Source organism: Kitasatospora phosalacinea (genome assembly GCF_000716545.1).
GTDB classification, from domain to species: domain Bacteria; phylum Actinomycetota; class Actinomycetes; order Streptomycetales; family Streptomycetaceae; genus Kitasatospora; species Kitasatospora phosalacinea.
In genome coordinates, this window is sequence record NZ_JNWZ01000033.1 from 1 (window position 1) to 22,081 (window position 22,081).

At 75.4% G+C, this 22,081-nt stretch carries 16 protein-coding genes and 1 pseudogene; 7 read left to right on the forward strand and 10 right to left on the reverse strand.

The features are described from left to right. Positions 1-1,984, forward strand: a pseudogene (locus OO48_RS17820) (hypothetical protein); the annotation flags it as partial. Positions 1,985-2,049: 65 nt separating this feature from the next. On the opposite strand, the gene OO48_RS34475 reads toward OO48_RS17820, so the two are convergent. The 4 genes from OO48_RS34475 to OO48_RS17840 all read right to left on the reverse strand — a co-directional run bounded on the left by OO48_RS34475 (position 2,050) and on the right by OO48_RS17840 (position 7,291). Continuing rightward, entirely contained in the window at positions 2,050-3,555 is a 1,506-nt protein-coding gene (locus tag OO48_RS34475) for a choice-of-anchor A family protein (RefSeq protein WP_051732260.1), read from the reverse strand. Positions 3,556-4,099: 544 nt separating this feature from the next. Beyond that, positions 4,100-4,858: a 3-oxoacyl-ACP reductase FabG gene (gene fabG / locus OO48_RS17830; RefSeq protein WP_033217362.1), complete on the reverse strand. Its 759-nt coding sequence runs from the start codon at positions 4,856-4,858 to the stop codon at positions 4,100-4,102. A 52-nt stretch (positions 4,859-4,910) separates the two neighbouring features. Then, a complete protein-coding gene (locus tag OO48_RS17835; protein ID WP_033217364.1) occupies positions 4,911-6,098 on the reverse strand; it encodes a thiolase family protein in 1,188 nt (395 codons plus the stop codon). A 44-nt stretch (positions 6,099-6,142) separates the two neighbouring features. Further along, the gene (locus OO48_RS17840) at positions 6,143-7,291 is read right to left on the reverse strand and encodes an acyl-CoA dehydrogenase family protein (RefSeq protein WP_033217366.1); all 1,149 of its coding nucleotides are present in this window, start codon (positions 7,289-7,291) and stop codon (positions 6,143-6,145) included. Between the two features lie 182 nt (positions 7,292-7,473). On the opposite strand from OO48_RS17840, the gene OO48_RS17845 reads away from it, so the two are divergent. Then, positions 7,474-8,106 carry a TetR/AcrR family transcriptional regulator gene (locus tag OO48_RS17845; RefSeq protein WP_033217368.1) on the forward strand — a complete coding sequence of 211 codons (633 nt, stop codon included), beginning with the start codon at positions 7,474-7,476 and terminating at the stop codon, positions 8,104-8,106. A 67-nt stretch (positions 8,107-8,173) separates the two neighbouring features. Then, entirely contained in the window at positions 8,174-8,659 is a 486-nt protein-coding gene (locus OO48_RS17850; RefSeq protein ID WP_033217370.1) for a DUF3592 domain-containing protein, read from the forward strand. 205 nt (positions 8,660-8,864) lie between these two features. Here the strand turns inward: OO48_RS17850 and OO48_RS17860 are convergent, their stop codons facing one another. Further along, positions 8,865-10,061: a phosphotransferase family protein gene (locus OO48_RS17860; protein ID WP_051732279.1), complete on the reverse strand. Its 1,197-nt coding sequence runs from the start codon at positions 10,059-10,061 to the stop codon at positions 8,865-8,867. Positions 10,062-10,206: 145 nt separating this feature from the next. Between OO48_RS17860 and OO48_RS17865 the strand changes: the two genes are divergently transcribed. Beyond that, positions 10,207-11,871 (forward strand): phytoene desaturase family protein, encoded by a 1,665-nt coding sequence (locus OO48_RS17865; RefSeq protein WP_157845480.1) that lies wholly within the window; start codon positions 10,207-10,209, stop codon positions 11,869-11,871. Here the strand turns inward: OO48_RS17865 and egtD are convergent. Genes egtD through OO48_RS17890 form a run of 5 tightly spaced genes read right to left on the reverse strand, consistent with a single transcriptional unit; the run spans position 11,868 to position 17,523 of the window. After that, positions 11,868-12,854, reverse strand: coding sequence for an L-histidine N(alpha)-methyltransferase (gene egtD, locus OO48_RS17870; protein WP_033217376.1), 987 nt, complete (start codon positions 12,852-12,854; stop codon positions 11,868-11,870). The two genes, OO48_RS17865 and egtD, sit on opposite strands and share 4 nt — an antisense overlap. Continuing rightward, a complete protein-coding gene (egtC, locus tag OO48_RS17875) occupies positions 12,851-13,627 on the reverse strand; it encodes an ergothioneine biosynthesis protein EgtC (protein ID WP_033217379.1) in 777 nt (258 codons plus the stop codon). Before egtC ends, egtD begins: the two co-directional genes overlap by 4 nt. 5 nt (positions 13,628-13,632) lie before the next feature. Then, complete coding sequence (egtB, locus tag OO48_RS17880; RefSeq protein WP_033217381.1) at positions 13,633-14,964, reverse strand: ergothioneine biosynthesis protein EgtB; 1,332 nt, start codon at positions 14,962-14,964, stop codon at positions 13,633-13,635. A gap of 34 nt (positions 14,965-14,998) precedes the next feature. After that, complete coding sequence (egtA, locus tag OO48_RS17885; protein WP_051732261.1) at positions 14,999-16,273, reverse strand: ergothioneine biosynthesis glutamate--cysteine ligase EgtA; 1,275 nt, start codon at positions 16,271-16,273, stop codon at positions 14,999-15,001. Positions 16,274-16,323: 50 nt separating this feature from the next. After that, a complete protein-coding gene (locus tag OO48_RS17890) occupies positions 16,324-17,523 on the reverse strand; it encodes an aminotransferase class I/II-fold pyridoxal phosphate-dependent enzyme (protein WP_157845481.1) in 1,200 nt (399 codons plus the stop codon). 209 nt (positions 17,524-17,732) lie between these two features. Between OO48_RS17890 and OO48_RS17895 the strand changes: the two genes are divergently transcribed. From OO48_RS17895 to OO48_RS17905, 3 genes are all read left to right on the forward strand, one after another. Beyond that, the gene (locus OO48_RS17895; RefSeq protein ID WP_051732262.1) at positions 17,733-18,716 is read left to right on the forward strand and encodes an alpha/beta hydrolase; all 984 of its coding nucleotides are present in this window, start codon (positions 17,733-17,735) and stop codon (positions 18,714-18,716) included. A 60-nt stretch (positions 18,717-18,776) separates the two neighbouring features. Continuing rightward, the gene (locus OO48_RS40700) at positions 18,777-19,493 is read left to right on the forward strand and encodes a helix-turn-helix transcriptional regulator (protein WP_033217387.1); all 717 of its coding nucleotides are present in this window, start codon (positions 18,777-18,779) and stop codon (positions 19,491-19,493) included. 675 nt (positions 19,494-20,168) lie between these two features. After that, on the forward strand, positions 20,169-21,890 hold the full coding sequence (locus tag OO48_RS17905) for an RICIN domain-containing protein (RefSeq protein WP_245194696.1): 1,722 nt from the start codon (positions 20,169-20,171) through the stop codon (positions 21,888-21,890). The last annotated feature ends 191 nt before the right edge of the window (positions 21,891-22,081 follow it).

Genomic DNA, 22,081 nt, shown 5'->3' on the forward strand with positions numbered 1-22,081 from the left:
ACCCGCCGCCCCGCCCGCCGCCCCGCCCGGCGGCACCGGTTGGACCGGCTCCTTCCCGGTCGCCACCGACGCGCCCCCGCCGCCGCCCACCCCCGGGCCGGATCGAGTCGTGCCCGCGCCCGCCCACGGCATCGGTGGCGGCCTGCGCGGACGCATCCTGGTCATCGAGGGCGGCTACGGCGGCGGCCGCCGCTGGGGACGCGGTGGCACCGCGCACGCCTCCGTGCTCTCCGCCGCACTGGCCGGGGTCGCCCCGCAGGTCCTGCTCTCCGCCGGGCAGGTCGACGCCGTCCACCTGCCCGGCGCCAACGACCCGCAGACCGTCCTGGCCCACCTGCGCGCCGCCTCCCGCCACCCCGGCCCGCTGCTCATCCACCTCGGCGGCCACCTGATCACCGACCGGCGCGGCGAACAGCTCTACCTCTCGCTGCGCGAGAACAAGAGCTCCGAGAGCCTGCCCTGGTCCGCCATCGCCACCGAACTACGGCACCGAGGAACCGAGTTGGACACCCTGGTGATCGGCGACCTGAGCGCCGACCAGGTCGTCTGGCCCACCCTCGCCGCCACCGCGGGCAAGCAGCTCTCCGACGGCGTCCCGCTCTGGGCCGTCGTCAACCACGACCCCGACCAACTCGGCACCTTCACCCGCGCCCTGATCGAGGCGCTGCACCGGGGCCGCCCCGGCGCCGACCAGTTCCTCACCCCCGAACTCGTCCGCCAGCAGGTCAACTCGGTGCTGCGGGCCGACACCGTGGTGATCACCGCGCACCCCGCCGACCGGCCCTACTTCCGCAACACCGCACGGCAGATCGGCACCGGCGAGCCCGCGCCCGCCGTCCGCACCCGGCCCGAGACCGCCGCGGGTCCCGCCCCCGCCCCCGTCGTCGCGCCCGGCGGGGCCGTCCGCCCCGCCGGGTCCGAACCGGCCCGGACGTCCCGGCTGGTCCCCGGCTGGACGCCGCGCGGCCTGGTCTCGCTGCGCAAGGCGGGCGTCCCGGCGACGCCGCCGCGCCGCAAGATGATCGTCTCGCTGGTCAAGGGCGAGCCGATGGTCCCGGCGGACACGCTGTCCACCGTCCCGCTCGGCAAACCGGAGCGGACGGCGGAACGGACGCCGGAGCCGGTGACGGAGCAGACCCCGGCGGCGGCCCCGGCCCGGGTCGAACTCGGCAAGGGCTCCACGGTGCCCGCGCTCGCGGCCGAGTCCGTGACCGCGCCCGTGCCCGCGCACGCCGTGACGATCGCCAGGACGGCTGAACTCCCGCTGCCCGCAGACCCGTTGGCGGCGACCGTCCCGCTGGACAAGCCGGTCGCCGCCGGGCTCGTCGAACGCGCCCCCGAGCCGGACCCGGCCCCCCGGCACGACCCGCTCGCCGCCACCACCCCGCTGCCCGCCCCGGGGGCCCCGGCCGTCCTCGCCGCCCAGGACGCCGCCGCGGCGGTCGCCGCCCCGCCCGCCCGGACCGTCCCGGCCGTCCGGCTCGGCAAGAAGACCGGCATCCCGCCGCAGTCCCCGCCGCCGGCCGCCCCGGACGCCGGGCAGGCGCCGCCCAGCGAGTACCTGGAGGCGATCGGCGACATCGTCCGCAGCGCGGAGGCCGGCGACCACGAGACCGCCTCCGCGCTCGCGCTCGCGCTGGAGACGAAGGCCGTCGACGCGTACGGCTCCCAGGCGTCCGTGGTGCTCCAGGTCCGCCAGGTCCGCGCCCACGTCTGCCGGGTCGGCGGCCGGCCCTCCGTCGCCGCCGAGCTCTACCGCCAGGTCGCCACGGCGCTGCTGCGCACCGACGGCCCCGACCACCCCGAGACCCAGCGCGCCGTCACCAACGCCGAAGCCTGCTGGCGCGCCGTCAAGGACCCGGTCGAGGCCATCCGCATCGCCCCCGAGATCATCGAGCTGCGCGCCCACCTCCCCGGCCCTGAGAACCGCAAACTCCGCGCCGCGGAGCGGTACTTGAGGCAGCTCGCGGAGTCCCGCCGGTAGTCCGGAACGGAAACGGCCCGGGACCGCCGCAGCGGTCCCGGGCACCTCGTTCGCGCCGGGGGCGGTTACCCGTCGGCGCGCACCGGCCAGTGTCCCGGCCCGTGTCCCGACCAGTGCCCAGGCCAGTGTCCCGGCTTGTGCGGGCCGTCGCCGTCGGGCGGGCAGGGCTCGGGCGGACACGGCTCGGGCGGGCACTCCTTGGCGTCCGCCACGGTGGCCGCCGCGTCGGGACGGTCCTCGGTCAGCACGACCGTGGTCACCGGGTCGCCCGGCAGGTCGTAGCCGTTGGGGGCGGAGACTTCCTGCCAGTAGTAGGTGCCCAGGGGCAGGTCGGTGGCCGAGCAGATGCCGTTGGCGGGTGTGGTGCAGGTGAGCTCGACCGTGCTGACGGGCTGGGCGGGCAGGTCGTAGCCGTTGGGGGCGGAGACTTCCTGCCAGTAGTAGGTGCCCAGGGGCAGGTCGGTGGCCGAGCAGATGCCGTTGGCGGGTGTGGTGCAGTCGGGAAGGTCGCCGTCGAACGGGTAGGCGTGGATCTCCGTGCCGGTGCCGCCGGAGCCGCCGGAGGTGTGGTTCAGAGTGCCGGTGGTGAAGAAGCGGCCGTTCAGGCCGGGCATGTTCACGGTGGTGGAGCTGGCCGGGTTGCCCACCAGGATGCTGCCCTGGAACTGGCCGGTGCCGGTGAAGGTGACCGTCCCCGCGGTCGGCACGTTCCACAGCAGGTGTTCGCGGAGCTGGTTGAACGGGTCGCTGTCGTCGATGCCGCCGCTGAACGTGCTGACCGTGCGGGCTCCTCCGAGCAGGTTGACCAGCACCGTGGCGCCCGGGGGGATGTTCGCGAAGACGATGCCCTGCTGGGCGCCGGTGGCCGTGGTGAGGTCGAAGTCCACGTTGAAGACCTGGAGCGCCGACGTGCCGTCACCGGTGAACAGGGTCTGGAAGCCCTGGTTGACGGCGGTCCCGGTGGCGGGCCGGGGCGCCCCGGTGCCGGCGTAGCACTCGCTGGCCGCCTGGAGCTGCCCGCGCAGCGGGGTGTAGGCGGCGACGGCCTGCGGGTCCTGGACGAGGGTGCCGAGCACGGTGCCGTCGACCGTCCCGGCGTGGCGGACGACGCCGCCCTCGGCGAGCAGCCGCTGGTCCTGGGCCACGGTGATGTTGCCGCCGGTGACGAGGAAGTCCGAGCCGTCCGGCGGGGGGACGCGCGAGCCGACGCCCACGATGCCGACGTTGTAGACGGCGCTGACGCCCTGCGCCTTGTTCTGCGAGAAGTTCCCGAGCGTCACCACCCGGCCCTCGGCCTCGGCCGCGGACCCGGTGACGTTGAAGTCGCCGCCGACGAAGACGTTGACGTTCTCGTCGCGCCCGGCGAAGGGCCCGTTGTTGATCGGGGGGAACACGGCGGGGCAGGCCGCCCCCAGGCAGGGCCCGAGGCCGCCCGGGAGCGTCGCGGCCCGGGCGGCGGGGGCGGTGGCGACGAGGCTGAACGGGATGAGCGCTGCGGTGAGGGCGGCGCTCAGCGCCCGGCCCAGCCGGTGTCTGCTCTTCGGAGGGGAGACGTGCTGTCCTGGTTTCACCTCGGACCTCTCGGCGAGTGGGAACGGTGGACGCCCGAGTCTGCTCGGGCCCGGTCGTCCACGAACCCGCGACGCGCTGACGGGCCGCCAGCGGGCCCGTACGCACCCCCCGATGGTCGAACGGCGGGCGGCCGGACAGGTGAAACGGCCGCCCGCTCCGTTCCGCCGACCGCTCCGATCGATCGGCCGCGGTGGTCTCCGGGTGTTCAGCGGTCGACGGACCAGGGGACGTCCGCGTCCGGGGCGACGGCGTGCTCGCCCGGGTCGCCGGGGCCGCGAGCAGCACGACCGTGGCCCGCTCGCCGTTCGAGACCACGGCCGGCTCCCGTCCCAGCGAGCCGCACAGCCGGGTCTCGTGGTGGCCGGCGGCGATCCGCCCGCGCAGCGGCCGCCGGGGACGACCGGACGGGCCGGCAGGCCACCGGGCTGGTGCGGAGCGCCGCCGGGCTCGACGACCCGGGCGTCCTCCAACCCGAGCGCGAACGACCGCCGACCGGGCCGGCCCCCGTACCGCCGGTGGTCCTGGCGTTGAGCGCCAACAGACCTAACGCGCACCGCCGTTGACGTAAAGCGTCTGGCCGCTGACGTAGGAGGCGTCCTCGCTGGCCAGGAAGGCGACCACGGCGGCCACCTCCTCGGGGCGGCCGACCCGGCGCAGCGGGGTGCGGCCGGCGACCTCGGCCTGGTGCTCCTCGGGGGTGGCGCCGACGCGTTCGGCGGTCGCGGCGGTCATCGAGGTGGCGATGTAGCCGGGCGCGACGGCGTTGACGTTGACGTTGTAGGGGCCCAGTTCGATGGCGAGGGTGGCGGTGAGGCCCTGGATGCCGGCCTTCGCCGCCGCGTAGTTGGCCTGGCCCCGGTTGCCCAGTGCGGAACGCGAGCTGAGCGACACGATCTTGCCGTACTTCTGCGCCACGAAGTACTTCTGCGCGACGTGCGAGCAGTTGTAGGCGCTGGTCAGGTTGACCGTGAGGACGGTGTCCCAGTCCTGCTTGGGCATCTTGAAGAACAGGTTGTCGCGGGTGATCCCGGCGTTGTTGACCAGGACGTGCACCCCGCCCAACTCCTCGACCACGGCGGCGAACAGGGCCTGCACCGCGTCGTAGTCGGCGACGTCGCACCCGTACGCCCGGGCGCTGCCGCCCGCCGCCGCGATCTCCTCGACGGTGCCCTTCGCGCGCTCCGCCGTGAGGTCGACCACCGCCACCGCGGCGCCCTCCGCGGCCAGCCGCCGGGCCGTCGCCGCGCCGATGCCCTGCGCGGCCCCGGTCACCACCGCGACCTTGCCTTCGAACCTGCCCACCGTCACACTCCGTTTCTGAGGATGTGTCATGTCTGTTGGGGGATAAGGGAGTTCAGTCGCGTTCGAGCAGGACGGCGGAGCCCTGGCCGACGCCCACGCACATGGTGGCCAGGCCGCGCCGGGCGCCGGTGCGGCGCATCCGGTGCAGCAGCGTGGTGAGGATCCGGGCGCCCGAGCAGCCCAGCGGGTGGCCCAGCGCGATCGCCCCGCCGGAGGGGTTGACCAGCTCCGGGTCGATGCCCAACTCGCCGACGGAGGCCAGCGCCTGGGCGGCGAACGCCTCGTTGAACTCGGCGGTGTCCAGGTCGGTGAGCTTCCAGCCGGAGCGCTCCAGCACCCGCCGGGTGGCCGGCACCGGCCCGATGCCCATCACGTCCGGGTGCACGCCCGCCGAGGCGCCCGCCACGTACCGGCCCAGCGGCTCCAACCCCAGCTCGGCCAGGGCTCGTTCGCTGACCAGCAGTAGCGCGGCCGCGCCGTCGTTCATCGGCGAGGCGTTGCCCGCCGTGACGGTGCCGCCGGGGCGGAACACCGGCTTGAGGGCGGCGAGCTTCTCGGCGGTGGTGTCCGGCCGGATCGACTCGTCGCGCTCCACCGCCGTCCCGTCCGGGCGCGCGACGGGCAGCAGTTCGGCGTCGAAGTGCCCCGACTCCCGTGCGGCGGCGGCCAGTCGGTGGCTGCGCAGCGCGAACGCGTCCTGCGCCTCGCGCCCGATGCGGTAGCGGGCGGCGACCTCCTCGGCGGTCTCGCCCATCGACAGCACGCCGTGCAGCTCGCGCATCCGGGGGTTGGTCATCCGCCAGCCCAGCCGGGTGTCGAAGGTCTCCATCCGGTGCGGCAGCGCCTCGTCCGGGCGGGGCAGCACGAACGGGGCGCGGCTCATCGACTCGCAGCCGCCCGCCACCACCACGTCCGCCTCGCCGGAGCCGATCGCCCGGGCCGCCGTGGTGACGGCCTCCATCCCGGACGCGCACAGCCGGTTGACGGTCGCCCCCGGCACGCTGTCCGGCAGCCCGGCCAGCAGGACGGCCATCCGGGCCAGGTTGCGGTTGTCCTCGCCGGCCTGGTTGGCGGCGCCCCAGTACACCTCGTCGATCCGCGCCGGATCCAGCGCGGGCACGGTGTCGAGCAGTCCGCGCAGCACGGCCGCCGACAGGTCGTCGGGCCGGATGGCGGAGAGGGCGCCGCGCAGCCGGCCGATCGGGGTGCGGCGGGCGGCGGCGATGAAGACCGGAAGCACTTCGTCGGGCTCCTTGTCGGTGGGCGGAGAGTGGACGCGGGAGGTCAGAAGGCGTTGACGCCGGTGAGGGACCGCCCGATGAGCAGCTTGTGGATCTGGCTGGTGCCCTCGTACAGGGTCATCACCCGGGCGTCGCGCAGGTACTTGCCGACCGGGTACTCGTCGATGAAGCCGTAGCCGCCGAACACCTGCAGCGCGTTGTTGGCGCAGCGCACCGCCGCCTCGGAGGCGTACAGCTTGGCGACGGAGGACTCGGTGGCGAACGGCAGGCCCCGGTCGATCAGGTCGGCGACCCGCCAGGTCAGCAGGCGGGCCGCGTCGACGTCGACGGCGATGTCGGCCAGCAGCTCCTGCACCAGCTGGTGGGCGGCGATGGGCTTTCCGAACTGCTCGCGCTCCCCGGCGTAGCGCACCGCCGCGTCCAGCGCGCCCCGCGCGATGCCCACGCAGCCCGCCGCGACCGACATCCGGCCCTTGGCGAGGGCGGCCATCGCGACCGTGAAGCCCTTGCCGACCTCGCCGAGGCGGGCGCCGTCCGGCACCCGGACCCGGTCGAAGGACAGCTCGGCGGTGGCCTGCCCGCGCAGGCCCAACTTGCCGTGCACCAGCCGCCGTTCGAAGCCGGGCAGGTCGGTGGGCACCAGGAAGGCGGTCACGCCCCGGTGCCCGGGCTCGCCGGTGCGGGCGAAGAGCAGGGCGACGTCCGCCCACGTCCCGTTGGTGATGAACATCTTCGCGCCGGAGATCAGCCAGTCGTCCCCGTCGCGTTCGGCCCGGGTGGTCAGGTTCGCCGCGTCCGAGCCGGTGCCGGGCTCGGTCAGCGCGAAGCAGCCCAGCGCCTCGCCCGAGCACAGCCGGGGCAGCCACGCGCGCTTCTGCTCCTCGGTGCCGAACGCGTTGATCGACTTGGCGACCAGCCCCAGCGACACCGACACCACGCCGCGCACCGAGGAGTCGCCGCGGCCCAGCTCCTCCAGCACCAGGCAGTACGCCAGGTGGTCGCCGCCGCTGCCGCCGTACTCCTCCGGCAGGGTCAGCCCCAGGAAGCCCAGGTCGCCGAGCTTCTTCACCACGCCCAGGTCGATCGACTCGGCGCGGTCCCACCCGGCGGCGAACGGCACGATCTCCCGGTCGGTGAAAGAAGCCGCCAACTCCCGTACGGCGGACTGCTCTTCGGTCAGTTCCAGGTCCACGCGGCGACACCCCGAACAAGTCGATGATCCTGCGGTGCCCTGCGGCACCGATAAACTAGCACTGCAAGTTTTACGATGACTGTAGCCCGCTCCGGCCCGGCGCGGAAGAGCACCCGCCAGGCCCCCGCGAGCACCTGCGACAATGGCCCGGACCCATCCGGCCCGCGCCCCAGGAGGCGGAGATCGCCCGACCCCGCACCCCCCTGCTCAGCCGGGAACGCATCATCGCCGCCGCGCTCGCCCTGGTCGACGCCGAGGGCCTGGCCGCGCTCTCCACCCGCCGGCTGGCCGCCGAACTCTCGGTCAGCGGCCCCTCGCTCTACAACCACTTCGCCACCAAGGACGAGCTGCTCGACGCCGTCGTCGACAGTGTGATGGGCGAGGTCGACCTCGGCATGTTCGACGCGCCGGACGACTGGCGCGCCGCCCTGCGCGCCTGGGCCCGCTCCTACCGCGCCGCCCTCGCCGCCCACCCCCACCTCGTCCCCGTCCTCGCCCAGGGCCCCGGCCGCCGCCCCAACGCGCTCCGGCTGGCCGACGCCGTCTTCGGCTGCCTGGTCGACGCCGGCTGGCCGCGCGGCCAGGCCACCCGGATCGGCGCCCTGATGCGCTACTTCGTCACCGGCTCCGCCCTCGGCTCCTTCGCGGCCGGCTTCCCCGACGACGCCGCCCTCTACGACACCGCCGACTACCCCCACCTCGGCGACGCCCACCGCCTCGCCGAACACCGCCGCACCATCGACGAAGGCGCCTTCGACACCGGCCTCGACGCCCTCCTCGACGGCCTCGACCTGCGCTACCACCGCCTGCCCTGAGCCCGCGCGGGAACCGCCCCCCGGCCCCGCACGTCCATGCGAGCGGAACCGGGGACAGGGGGGACGGATGGACTGGGCGGACGCGGCGATCGGCACGGCGACCGGCGGCGCGGGACTGCTGCTCGCCGCCCTCGGCACCGCCCTCGCCGTCCAACGGCTGCGCCACGGCGCCCGGCTGCGCCGCCTGCGGGCCGACGGCCTCACCGCCGAGGCCGAAGTCCTGGAGACGCACGTCAGCACGCACCGGCACGCCGAGACCCGGCAGGTCCACACCGACCGCCGCGCCGTCCTCGGCTTCCGCACCGCCGACCACCTGCCCGTCCGGGTCGAGGACGACGGCGACACCCCGCGCGCCGTCGGCGACCGGGTCCAGGTCCGCTACCTGCCCGGCCGCCCCGAGGGCGCCCTCCCCGCCGACACCGTCGACCGGCCCCGCCTCGCCGCCGTCCTCGGCGCCCTCGGTGCTCTCACCGGGGCGGCGGCGCTGCTGCTGGCCGGCCTGCTGGTCGCCGCCCTCGGAGCGGCCCTCGCCACCGGCGGCGACCTGCCCTGAGCCGCCGGTCAGCCGGCCTCGTGGTCCCGGCAGCCCCCGACGCCCGCCGCGGGCTCCGGCAGCGCGGTGAACGCGGACGCCCGGGCCGACGGCGCCGGGCAGCCGGGCCGGGAGCGTTCCCTCCAGCGGGCCGACCGCCGTGCGGCGTCCCCCGGTTCCGCGCGCGCCGGCGCCTCGTACGGTTCGCGCGCCGACGGCGACCCGCTCACCCGGCCGCCGCCTCCCGCAGCGCCCGCCGCACCTCGCCGGCCGGGTCGCCCGCGTGGTACGGGTGCTCGCTCGGCTCGATGCCGTCCAGGAACTCCTGGTAGCGCAGCGCGTAGTGCACGTGCGCCAGCGGCGGCGCCAGTTCCAGGGCCCGCTCCGGGGCGCTGCGCGGTTCCAGCTCCCGCCAGGCCGCCACCCAGCGGGCCCGGAGGTCCGACCAGCGCTCGGGCGACAGGAACTCCGCCGGTCGCAGCCCGTCCAGCGCCGGGTGGCCCCAGGCCGCGTCCGAGAAGTCCAGGACGGTGGTCCGCTCGCCGTCGAAGCGCCAGTTGCCCGGGTGGAAGTCGCCGTGGAGCAGCGTCAACGGCAGCCCGCAGGACTCGAGTTCGCGGGCGATCGCGGGCAGCCGCCCGGCCAGCTCCCGGGCCTGCGCGTACTCCTGCTCCGACAGCTCCGGGCGCAGCCGCTCCAGCAGCGCCGGGAAGCGCTCCGCGAGGGCGGTCGGCGAGCAGTCCGCCAACTCGCCCGGGCCGTCCGCCGCGACCGCCGCCTGCGCGGCCGCCCACCGGTCGACCACCTCCAGCATGCCGTCCTCCGGCACGCCCCAGCAGTCCACGCCCGGCACGTCCGCCAGCAGCGCCCGCCGGCCGTCCGCCGCCAGCACCTGCGGCACCAGCCCCGGATCGGCCTTCCCCGCCCGGGCGATCACCGCCGCCTCCGGCACCGCGAACGGCGGCGTGCTCTTCAGCCACACCGGGCCGGCCGCGGTCGGGAAGCGCGACAGCGCCGACAGGTTCCAGCTCCGCACCTGCTCCACCGGGCCGCTCCTGGCCCGGCCCAGCGCCGCCAACTCGCCGTCCGCCCAGGCCCATTCCGCGGCCAGCCCGTCCGCCGACGCCCAGCGCAGCCGCAGCGGGTGTCCCTCGTCCGGCCACTGCCCGGCCCCGGCGAGCGCACCCGTCGGTCGCTGCTGCGCCACCGCCAGGTACACCGCCCCGCCGCCCCGGCCGCCCTCGCCGCCCGTCACCGACAGCAGCCGCAGCACCGCGAGCGGCGCCCCCGCGAGCCGGGAGGCCGTCGCGGCCACCTCGCCGACCTGCGCCCAGTACGGCGAGTCCGTCGCGAACGGGCCCACCGCCCCCACGAGTTCGCCCTGCCACTCGACCACGACGGTCGCCGTCCGCTGCTCAGTCATCTGCACCCGGGCATTCTCCGGACAGCCCCGGGCCCGCGCCACCGAATAACGGACGGCCGGGACCGTAACCGTCCACGGCCCGGGGAGTTGTACCGGGTGGTGGAGCTCCTTCCGCCCCCGGACCGGCTCGGCGGAGGTGACGGACGTGGCGGGACGCGTACTGGTGGGCAGGCCGCTGACGGCGGGCGCGGTCGCGGACCGGTACGACGCGGTGGTGATCGGCTCCGGGGCCGGCGGGCTGACCACCGCGGTCTGCCTGGCCCGCCAGGGGCGCAGGGTCGCGGTCTTCGAACAGCACTACACCGCGGGCGGCTACACCCACGCCTACCGGCGCCGCGGCTGGGAGTGGGACGTCGGCATCCACTACGTCGGCCAACTCGCCCCGCGCGAACCGGTCCGGGTGGTCTCCGACTACCTGACCGGCGGCGCCCTGCGGTGGGCCCCGGTCGGGGACCCGTGCGACGAGTACCGGCTGGCCGACGAGGTGCACGCGGGCCCGGTCGGCTTCGACGCCTACCGGGCCGAACTGACCGCCCGCTTCCCGGCCGAACGGGCCGGCATCGAAGCGCTGTTCGCCCTGGTGGGGCGGTGCCGGGCGGTGCTCCCCGCCCTGGCCGCGGGCCGCCTCTCGGGCCCGGTGGCCCGGCGGCTGGCCCGGCTGCTGCGCGCGGCCGCCGTACCGCCCGAGGCGATGCGCCCGGCCCGGGAGGTGGTGGAAGGGCTGATCGGCGACGAGCGGCTGCGGCAGGCCGTCCTCACCCGCAGCGCCCTGCTGCTGGCCGACTCCACCGCCAGGCTGCCGTTCTTCCTCCTCGCCGTGATGTTCGAGCACTTCCGGACCGGCGCCTGGTACCCGGTGGGCGGCAGCGCCGCGATCGCCCGCGCGATGCTCGACCCGGTCCGCGCCGCGGGCGGCGAGGTCTTCGTCCGGGCACCGGTCGCCCGGATCGAACTGGACGGGACGCGGGCCACCGGCGTGCTGCTGGCGGACGGCACCCGGGTGCGGGCCCCGGTGGTGGTCAGCGCGGCGGGCGCGCACCACACCTACCGCACCCTGCTGCCACCGTCCGCGACCGCGCTGCCGGGCCCCGCGCCGGACCGCCTGGACGGGATGCGGCGCGGCTTCCCGTTCGTGCTGCTCTTCCTCGGCCTCGACGGCGACCCCGAGGAACTCGGCCTCCCCCGGCACAACCTGCTCGTCACCGACGGCGACTGCGACGCCTTCTTCGACGGCACGGGCGGACGCACCAGCGGCTGCTTCCTCTCCTTCTCCTGCGCCAAGGACCCCACCTGGAGCGCCCGTCACCCCGGCCGGTCGACCGGCGAGGTCCTCGCCTACGTCCGCCCGGAGCTGTTCGAGCCCTTCCGCGGCTCGCGGTGGCACCGCCGCAGCCCGGAGTACCTGGCGCTGAAGGCCGAACTCACCGCGCACCTCCTCGACCTGCTCCACCGCCAACTGCCCCGCACCCGCGGCCGGGTCGCCTACCACGAACTCGGCACCCCGCTGACGGCCGAGCACTTCGCCGGCTGGCCCGGCGGCAGCCTCTACGGCCTCGCCAAGGACGTCACCGCCTTCGGCGACGGCCGCGAACCGGGCCGGGCGGACTGGCTGCGCCCGCGCACCGCGATCGACGGCCTCTACCTCTCCGGCCAGGACTGCCTGGCCGGAGGCTTCCTCGGCGCGGTCACCGGCGGCCTGCTGGCCGCGCACGAAGCGCTCGACCGCGGCGGCCGCGCCCGCCTGTGGGCGGGCCTGCTGCGGCACGCCGTCCGCCCGCAGGCCCCACCGGCGCCGGAGGACGGACCCTAGTCCGAACCGTCCTCGAAGGGGCGGGAGAGCGAGAGCCCGAAGCGCCCTTCGTCGTCGGTCCACCAGTCGGTCAGGCGCATTCCGGCGGCGAAGAGTTCGCGTTCGACGCGTTCGCGGCGGAACTTCGCGGAGACCTCGGTGTACAGCTCCTCGCCGGCCTCGAAGTGCACCGGCAGGCCGAGTTCGGCGACCTTGACGGTCTGGGCGCGCAGCGAGCGCAGCCGCATCTCGATCCACTCGTGCTCGGCGTCCCAGAGCGCGACGTGCGCGAACTGGTCCGGTTCGAAGTCCGCGTTCAGCTCCCGGTTCAGCACGGACAGCAGGTTGCGGTTGAAGGCCGCCGTGACGCCCGCCGCGTCGTCGTACGCGGCGAGCAGCACCGAGGCGTCCTTGACCAGGTCGGTGCCGAGCAGCAGCCGGTCCCCGGGCAGGAGCTGGGCCCGCAGGCCGGTCAGGAAGGCGGCGCGCTCGGCGGGCAGCAGGTTGCCGAGGGTGCCGCCGAGGAACACCACCAGGCGGGGGCCGCCGCCGTCGGGCAGGCCGAGGCTCTTGGTGAAGTCGGAGAGCACCGCGGAGACTTCCAGGCCCGGGTACTCGTCGATCAGCGCCTTCGCGGCGGATTCGAGCGCGCTCTCGCTGACGTCCACCGGGACGTAGCGCTCCAGGGTGCCGGCGGCGCGCAGCGCGTCCAGCAGCAGCCGGGTCTTCTCCGAGGAGCCGGAGCCGAGTTCGACCAGGGTGCGGGCCCGGGTGGTGGCGGCGACGGTGGCGGCGCGGGCGGTGAGGATCTCACGCTCGGCCCGGGTGGGGTAGTACTCGGGCAGCCGGGTGATCTCCTCGAACAGCTCGGAGCCCCGGGCGTCGTAGAACCACTTCGGCGGCAGCCGTTTGGGCACCCCGCTCAGCCCTTCGCGGACGTCGGCGCGCAGCGCGTGGTGCAGGTGGTCGGGGGGCAGCAGGCGGGTGAGCTGGTATCCGGTCATCGCGGTGCGTCCTCTCGGGTGCGCGGGCCGACGGGGGCCAGCGGGGTCAGCACGCTGCCGGCCGCGTCGGCCACCAGCAGGGTGCGGTCCGGGACTTCGGACCATTCGGGCCCGTCGTCGAAGGGCTCGGAGGCGACCAGGACGGATCCGTCGGCGCCCCGGCGCTGGAACAGGGTGTCGCCCCAGGTCGTGGCGGCGATCGAAGTGCCGTCGGTGGCCAGCAGGTTGATCCTGGACTCGGCGATCTCCGAGGCCAGCAGGCAGACTTCGGCGAGCGCCTCGCCGAGCTTGCCGCCCGCGCGCAGCCGGTTCAGCACCAGCGCCCACAGCAGTGCCGAGTCGGTGCGCGCCTCCAGCTCCAACAGCTCGGCGGCGGGCAGCAGTTCGGCCAGCGGGGTGAAGGCGCGCGGCCAGCCGGGCAGCGCGCCGTTGTGGCTGAACAGCCAGCGCCCGGCGGCGAACGGGGCGGCGGCCTGCGCCCCGGCCGCGCAGCCGGCGGTGGCGGAGCGGACGGCGCCGAGCACCGCGTGCGAACTGACCACCCGGGCCAGGTCGGCCAGGTCGCGGTCGGCCCAGATCGGGCCCTCCCGCCGGTAGCGGGCCGGACGTTCGTCGCCGGCCGCGTACCAGCCGACGCCGTAGCCGTCCGCGTTGACGGTGCCGTAGCGCTGCAGCCGGGGCGCCCAGGACTGGTGCAGCGGCCCGTACGGCGGGTCGAGCAGGACCGAGCGGATCGGCACCGGCCGTCCCAGGTAGGCGAAGTGGCGGCACACCGCGCCTACACCCCCGTCCTGGGTTCCGCGTCGCGCGCGGTGCGGAACCCGGAGAAGATCTGCCGCCGCACCGGGTAGTCCCAGTTGCGGAAGGTGCCCCGGCAGGCGACCGGGGCGACCGCGAACGAGCCGCCGCGCAGCACCTTGTACTCGGGGCCGAAGAACACCTCCGAGTACTCCTGGTACGGCCAGGCCGCGAACCCCGGGTAGCCGGTGAAGTCGCTGGCCGTCCACTCCCACACGTCGCCGATCAACTGCCGCGCGCCGTACGGCGACTCACCCTCCGGGTAGGCGCCGACGGGGGCCGGGCGCAGGTGCCGCTGGCCCAGGTTGGCGTGCTCCGGTCCGGGGGAGGCGTCGCCCCACGGGAAGCGCCGGGAGCGGCCGGAGACCGGGTCGTGCCGGGCGGCCTTCTCCCACTCGGCCTCGGTCGGCAGCCGCCGCCCCGCCCACCGGGCGTACGCGTCCGCCTCGTACCAGCTCACGTGCAGCACCGGCTCGTCGTCCGGCACCGGCTCGACGTGGCCGAAGCGGCGGCGCAGCCACTGGCCGCCGTCGCGCCGCCAGAACAGCGGCGCCTCCAGGCCCGCCGACATCCGGTGCGCCCAGCCCTCGGGCGTCCACCAGCGCGGGTCGTCGTAGCCGCCGTCGGCGATGAAGCGCCGGTAGGCGCCGTTGGAGACGGGCGCGGTGTCCAGCCAGAACGCCGGCAGGTCGACCTGGTGGGCGGGGCGCTCGTTGTCCAGCGCCCACGGTTCGGTGTCGGTGCCCATGGTGAACGGCCCCGCCGGGACGAGCACTTCGGGCGCGAGCGGGCCGCCGACGGCGGCGGGCGGCGGCGGGGCGTCCAGCACGGCCGGGCCGGTGCGCAGCTGGTGGGTGATCAGCATGGTCTCGTCGTGCTGCTGCTCGTGCTGGGCGATCATCCCGAACGCGAACCCGGCGTCCAGCAGCGGCGCGCCCTCCAGCGGGGAGGCGGCCAGCAGGTCCAGCACCCGGCCGCGCACCTCGTGCGCGTAGGCGCGGGCCTCGGCGGGCGGCAGCAGCGGCAGCCGGGGGCGCTCGGCCCGGGGGTGCTCGAACGCGTCGTACAGCGGGTCGATCTCCGGGTGCATCGGGTCGCGACCGCCGACGTTGCGCAGCAGCCACAGCTCCTCCTGGTTGCCGATGTGCGCCAGGTCCCACACCAGCGGAGACATCAACGGCGAGTGCTGGGCGACGAGTTCGGCGTCGTCGACCGCTTCGGTCAGCTGCGCGGTGCGCTCCCGGGCGGTCAGCAGCTCGGTGGCGATCAGCTCGCGCAGCAGGGCGGGGTCGGTCCGGTCGGCGTTCAGCACGGGGCGTCCTCCTGCGGCACGGGGGAGAGGGCGTTCAGCACGGGGCGTCCTCCTGGAGGGCGGGGCCGCCGCCGGTGCGCAGGGCGGCCAGCTGGTCGTCGGCCGGGCAGCGGCCGCGGGCCGGGTACCGTTCGGCGAACTCGACCAGCGCGGTGCGCAGTTCGCTGCCCCGGCGGGACAGCGCGCGTTCGGCGGCGGCGAAGCACAGCAGTGCGGCGCGGCGCAGGTCCGGGTCGGCCATGCCGAGCGCGGCGGCGCGCCGCCACAGGCCCGAACGCGGGGCGCGGCTGCCCGCGTGGCCGAGCCGCTCCAGGGCGGCGCGCGCCTCGTCGGCGGCCCGCGGGTCGTCCAGCAGCGCGCTGACCAGGGCCAGTGGCACCCGCCAGCCCTCGCCGGGCTGGGCGTCGATCATCCGCAGCTCCAGGTGGCCGCGCGGGCGCACCGGCGGGAACAGCGTGGTGCGGTGGTAGTCCAGGTCGGCCAGCACGGCGGGCCGCTCGCCCGCGCCGCGCAGCCACTCGCGGAAGGTCAGTCCGGCCGGCGCGTCCCAGGGCAGCCCGTCCGGGCGGCGCACGCACAGCAGCGCCGCGTCCAGCACGTACCGCGTCCAGGCGTCGCTGGGGTCGGCGGACAGCGGCGGGGCCAGCGTCCGGGAGGGGTCCATCCGGGACCAGACCAGCTGCCGGGTGGACTTCCAGCCGGTCGGACGGCCCTCCAGCAGCGGCGAGTTGGCGAACGCGCCGACCAGCACCGGCCCCAACTCGTGCGCGAGCCGCCAGCGCCGCGCGTGGTCGGCCTCGGTGCCCGCGTCCACGCAGACCTGCACGGAGGCGGTACCGGTCATCATGATCCGGCCCCACGGGCCGCCGCGGTCGAAGTACCGCCCCATCGCCCGGTAGCGCGGGTGGACGGCCTGCATCCGCCGCTCGCGGTCCATCGGGTCGGTGCCGCTGCCGGTCAGCCGCAGGCCCTCGGCGGCCAGTGCCGCCCGCAGCACCGCCTGGTCGGTGCTCAGCCCGGCCGCGCAGTCGGCCGGGTCGGCGGCGGGCGGGGAGCTGAGCTCGACCTGCCCGCCCGGTTCGCGCGTCAGCCGCGAGCCCGCCGGGAGCACCGGGCCGTCGGCCGAGAGGGGCAGCGCCGCCAGCGCGGCCGCCACCCGGTCGGGATCCACCGGGGAGCCGGGACATCGGATGTCGTGGACGAACCACTCCGCCTCGACCCCGACCAGGGCCGGCGGCCCGATCTTGAAGCAGACGGCCCCCAGGTGGCGCTCGGCCGACGCCTCGGTCAACTCCGCGCGGAGCGTCACGCTGCGTACCGGATCGGCTGCCTGCGGGGCCTGGTGCGGACGTACAGATGTCACCGGGTTTCACCATCCCTCGGTTCGCGACTTGAGCCCGGTTGTTCCTGCTCAGTCTGCTCCGGGGCAAACCTCGATGCCGCCCGAGCCGCTTGTTCGCAGGTCAGGCGGGTGAGCGCGGTGCGCAGGCGGTCCAGCGGCAGGGCGAAATTCAGCCGCAGGCACCCGGAACCGGCCGCTCCGAAATCCGCCCCGTCCGCCAGCTCGACGTCACACCGGGTGAGCAGCTCCTCCCGGGTGCCGAGCCCCGCGCCGTCCAGCCACAGCAGGTACGAAGCCTGCGGACGGGCCAGCACCGCGCCGCCCAGCGCGGCCGAGGCCAGCTCCCGGCCCCGCACCAGGTGCGCCAGCAGGGCGTCCAGCCACGGGCCGCCCTCCGCCAGCGCCGCCCGCTGCGCGACCGCCCCCAGCAGGCCGCCCTCCCACAGCCCGAAGCCCGCCATCACCGCCGTCAGCCGCTCCCGCAGCCCCGCGTCCGGCACCAGCGCGAAGCAGCTCGGCAGGCCCGAGACGTTGAAGGTCTTGCCCACCGAGTTCAGCGTCACCACGTTGGGCGCCCCGCCGGTCACCGCCACCGCGACCGGCTGCGGCACGCCCGCGTCCGGGTGCCGCAGGTCGCCGTGCACCTCGTCCGAGACCAGCAGCCCCGGCGCGGCGGCCGCGGCCAGTGCCCGGACGTCGGCGGCGGACCAGATCCGCCCGGTCGGGTTGTGCGGGCTGCTCAGCAGCACCAGGCCCGGGCGGGCCGCCGCGACCCCGGCCAGCGGCAGCCGGTACGGGTCGGCCGGGTCGCCGGTCGGCAGCAGCGGCAGCTCCCGGGTCGCCACCCCCGCCGCCCGGCAGACCCGGGCGAAGCCGCCCCACTCCGGCGTCGTGAAGACCGCCGGGCCCGGCAGCGGGCGCACCGCCTCCAGCAGCAGCCGCACCGCCGTGCCCGGCGCGAACGGCAGCAGCATCACCCAGCGGGGATCCACCTCCACCCCGTGCCGCCGCCGGTACCAGCCGGCCACCAGCGCCCGGTCCGCGTCCTCCGCCACCGGGTACCCGAACGCCGGGTGCCCCGCCCGCACCCGCAGCGCCGCACCCACCGCCGGCGGCCCCGGCAGGTCCATGTCCGCCACCCCCATGGCGATCCGCCCCGCACCCGCCCGGGCCCACTTCGCGCTGCCCGTCCCCGCCCGTGAGAACCGCTCGAACACCGTTCGCTCCCTCCGCCGCCGCTCCCGCCCACGCTAGGCCGCGACGGCGGGCGACGGCGGGCGACGGCGGGCGACGGCGGGCGACGGCGGGCGACGAGCGGGAGGGACGGGGAAAGGCGGGGAGGGACGGCGGCCGTCCGGGCCGGATGACCCGGATCACCGGCGAAGGGTGACACGGGGCTGTCGCCGCGCCCTGCCACCGTCTGCCCATGACCACCGCCACCCCGTTCGACTTCGACGGGCACCCCCTGCGCGAGCACCTGACCGACCTGGACCGCCTCGACGAGACGCTCGCCTTCAACCGGGCCTTCGAACGCGCCGCGAGCGCCCGCCCCGCCCGCCGGGGCCCGCTCGACGCGGCCACCCTCGCCCGGCTGCGCCGCAACCGCCTCGGCGGCGACACCCCGCCCCACCGCCTCCCGCAGGCCCGGGACCGCCGACTCCCCGGCGGCGTGAAGGTCCGCGTCCTCGACCCCGGCGGGTGCGAAGGCGTCCTGCTGCACCTGCACGGCGGCGGCTGGGCGTTCGGCTCCGCGGACGGACAGGACGAACGGCTCTGGGAACTCGCCCGAGGAGCCCGCCTCGCCGTCGTCAGCGTCGACTACCGCCTCGCCCCCGAGCACCCGCACCCCGCCGGACCCGACGACTGCGAAGCCGCCGCCCGCTGGCTCGCCGACCACGCCGGAACCGAGTTCGGCACCCGCCGTCTGCTGATCGCCGGCGAATCCGCCGGCGCCCACCTCGCCGTCCTCACCCTGCTGCGCCTGCGCGACCGCCACGGCCTCGCCGGCGCCTACCGCGCCGCCCACCTCGCCTTCGGCCCCTACGACCTCGCCATGACCCCCAGCCAACGCGACTTCGGCGACCGCCCCCTGCTCAGCAACACCCGCAGCCTGCAAAGCAGTTACGAGATGTACACCCCGGGCACCAGCCCCGGGCGGCGCCGCGACCCCGGACTCTCCCCGCTGTACGCCGACCTCACCGGCCTGCCGCCCGCCCGCCTCGTGGTCGGCACCGAGGACCCGCTGCTGGACGACTCCGTGCTGCTCGCCCGACGCTGGCGGGCCGCCGGGGGAACGGCCCGGCTCGACGTGGTCGCGGGAGCGATGCACGGCTTCACCCTCTACCCGCTCACCGTCACCGCCCGCGAACGCCGCCGCGAACGCGACTTCCTCGCCGCCGCGGGCCGGTGAGGACGGGCGAGGGCCGGTGAGGACGGGCGAGGCCCGGCAGGGAACGGTAAGGTCCGGCGGGTGAACCGAACGGCCCGACTGTACGCCCTGGTCGAGGAGTTGCGCGCCGCCGCGCCCCGCCCGCTGACCGTCGCCCGCCTCGCCGCCAGGTTCGAGGTCGCCACCCGCACCGTCCAACGCGACCTCCAGGCCCTGATGGCCGCCGGCCTCCCCGTCCGCGCCACCACCGGACGGGGAGGCGGCTGGTCCATCGACCCCCGCACCACCCTGCCGCCGGTCCGGTTCACCGAGCAGGAGGCCGCCGCGCTCACCATCGCGCTCGCCGCCACCGACCCCGGCGCGCCCTACGCCGCCGCGACCCGCACCGCCGCCCAGAAACTCACCGCCGTCCTGTCCGAACCCGCCGCCGCCACCGCCCGCGACCTCGCCCGCCGGATCGTCGCCCTCCCCGCACCCGGCTCGTCCGGCCCGTCCGACGCCCGGGCCGCCGTCGAACGCGCCCTCGCCGACGGCACCGTGCTGCGACTGCGCTACGCCGACGCCGCCGGACGGCAGAGCGAACGCCTGGTCGAACCGGCCGGGCTGCTCACCGCCGGCGGCCACTGGTACCTGATCGCCTGGTGCCGCACCCGCCGGGCCGGACGCGGTTTCCGGCTCGACCGGATCGCCTCCGCCGACCCGACCACCGAACCCGCCCGCCCCCACGACCTCGCCGCCCTGCTGCGCGGCTCCGCTGCGGCGAGCGCCCGGCCGCCCGCCGCGCTGGACGTGCTGTGAGGCGCCGACCCGGCGAATCGTCCCGTCACATCACTGGCGCAGCAGGCACCCCTCTGCGCCGGCTCCTCCTGCGGCCCGTCACCGATCGGTGGATCCCGACCCAGCCGCCGCCACTGGCCCGGATGCGGAGCGTCCACTTCCCGTTCGGTCAGAACTCTGGCTGACCCCGCACGCATTGAGGGACACTCAGGTCACACACGGCGCGTCCAGCCGCACCGCCGGTCGGCTTCCCGCACGGCTCGCGGCTGAAAATGTTAGCGCTAACATCACTCGCCGGTGCAGCTGTTGTCCGTGCCGACGCGGCCCGTCCCGCACCGGCGATCCCAAGGACGGGAAGGAGGCCGTGCCGGTCCTGGTCAGCGCGCCGCGAGGTGGTGCCATCGGGGGCGGTCGGGGCGGTCGCCGTGGCGGTTTCCGCCGGGGGATCGATCCCGGTACCGACGGCACGGACGGGGGCCTCCTGACGTCCGCCCGGGCGTGCTGACACCGCGGTGCCGGAGTCCCGCCTCCTGGCGGTACCCGCCGACGCCGTCCCTCCACATCCCGACCCGACAAGGGGCTCGAACCGTGAGATTCACACTTCGGCAGTGGTCGCGACGCCTCCTCGCCTTGGCGACAAGCCTTCTCTGCGCGGTGGCGTTCCTTCCGACCGCGGCCCGTGCGGACAACCCGATCGTGCAGCACATCTACACCGCCGACCCGGCACCGCTGGTCTACAACGGCCGGGTCTACCTGTACACCGGACACGACGAGGACAGCTCGACGACCTTCCGGATGCGCGATTGGCGGGTGTGGTCCTCGTCGGACATGGTGAACTGGACCGATCACGGCTCACCGATGAGCCTGGCGACCTTCAGTTGGGCCGGCGCGGACGCCTGGGCGGGACAGACCGTCTACCGCAACGGAAAGTTCTACTGGTACGTGCCGGTACGAATGACCAACGGATCGCAAGCCATCGGAGTCGGGGTCTCGGACAGCCCCACCGGGCCGTTCCGTGACGCGCTCGGCCGTCCACTGATCCAGAACGCCGAAATCGATCCCACCGTCTTCATCGACGACGACGGGCAGGCCTACCTGTACTACGGAAACCCGAGGCTGTGGTACGTGCGGCTCAACGCCGACATGATCTCGTACTCCGGCAGCCCGACGCAGACACCGCTGACCACCGCGGGGTTCGGCACCCGTGCGGGAGATGCGAACCGGCCCACCCTGTACGAGGAAGGCCCGTGGTTCTACAAGCGAAACGGCCTGTACTACATGGTGTTCGCGGCGAAATGCTGCTCCGAGTTCATCGCCTACTCCACCTCGCCCGGCCCGACCGGACCGTGGACGTACCGCGGCACCATCATGCCCACGCAGGGCAGCAGCTTCACCAACCACGTCGGCGTCGTCGACTTCAACGGGGGATCGTACTTCTTCTACCACAACGGCGCTCTGCCCGGCGGCGGTGGCTACACCCGGTCGGTCGCGGTGGAGAAGTTCGGCTACAACACCGACGGCACCATTCCGACGATCAACATGACGGCGGCCGGGGCGCCGCAGGTCGGCACGCTCAATCCCTACGTCCGCCAGGAAGCCGAGACCGTCGCCTGGGGGAGCGGCATCGAGACCGAACCCTCCAGCGAGGGTGGAATGAACATCAGCTGGATCGAGAACGGCGACTACACCAAGGTCAAGGGCGTGGCCTTCGGCGCCGGTGCCGGCTCGTTCACCGCCAGGGTGGCCTCGGGCACCAGCGGCGGCCGGGTCGAGCTGCACCTGGACAGTGTCACCGGGCCGACGGTGGGAACCTGCACGGTGTCGGGCACCGGAGGCTGGCAGACCTGGAGCACGGTCTCGTGCCCCGTCAGCGGTGCGACCGGGACCCACGACCTGTACCTGCGCTTCACCGGTGGCAGCGGGTCCCTGTTCAACGTGGACTGGTGGCAGTTCACCTCGGGCCAGGCCGCCTTCTCGTCGACCGCCGTCGCCCAGCACAGCGGGTACTGCCTGGACGACACCGACCTGAGCACCGCCGACGGCACTCAGTACCGGCAGTACACCTGCGGTACCGGCGAGGAGCAGCGGTTCGACTTCCGCCCGGTGCAAGGGGCGGCGGACACCTACTCCTTGGTGAACCAGCACAGCGGCAAGTGCCTCGACATCGGCGGCGCCTCCACCGCCGACGGGGCCGCGGTCCAACAGTGGCCCTGCCACGGCGGCACGAACCAGCAGTTCACGCTGCGGCAGGTCGCCGCCGACGACTACCAGCTCGTCGCGGTGCACAGCGGCAAGTGCGTGGACGTCAGCGGGATCTCCACCGCCGTCGGAGCGCTGGTGCACCAGTGGACGTGCGACTCCGCCGGCGCCCTGGCCACCAAGAAGAACCAGGTCTGGCGCCTGGCCGGCAAGAGCTGAACCACCACGGGGCCGGGCCCGGGCCGACGGCTCGGCGCCCGACCCTGTCCGGGGTCGTCTGCCGGCCGGGGTGGCCGGGGTGCGCCACGGGACGAGCGCAGTTCCAGCAGGCCGACGTCCGGACCCCGCCCGTGGGACGCGGCTCCACGGCGACGCGCCGCACGAACCGCACCTCGCGGCCGCCGACCGCT

Excerpts from the sequence above, each read along its gene's own strand:
- OO48_RS17850 (WP_033217370.1), top strand. The coding sequence starts at position 8,174 with ATGGACTGGGCGGACGCGGCGATCGGCACGGCGACCGGCGGCGCGGGA.
- OO48_RS17860 (WP_051732279.1), bottom strand. The coding sequence starts at position 10,061 with ATGACTGAGCAGCGGACGGCGACCGTCGTGGTCGAGTGGCAGGGCGAA.
- egtD (WP_033217376.1), bottom strand. The coding sequence starts at position 12,854 with ATGACCGGATACCAGCTCACCCGCCTGCTGCCCCCCGACCACCTGCAC.
- OO48_RS17895 (WP_051732262.1), top strand. The coding sequence starts at position 17,733 with ATGACCACCGCCACCCCGTTCGACTTCGACGGGCACCCCCTGCGCGAG.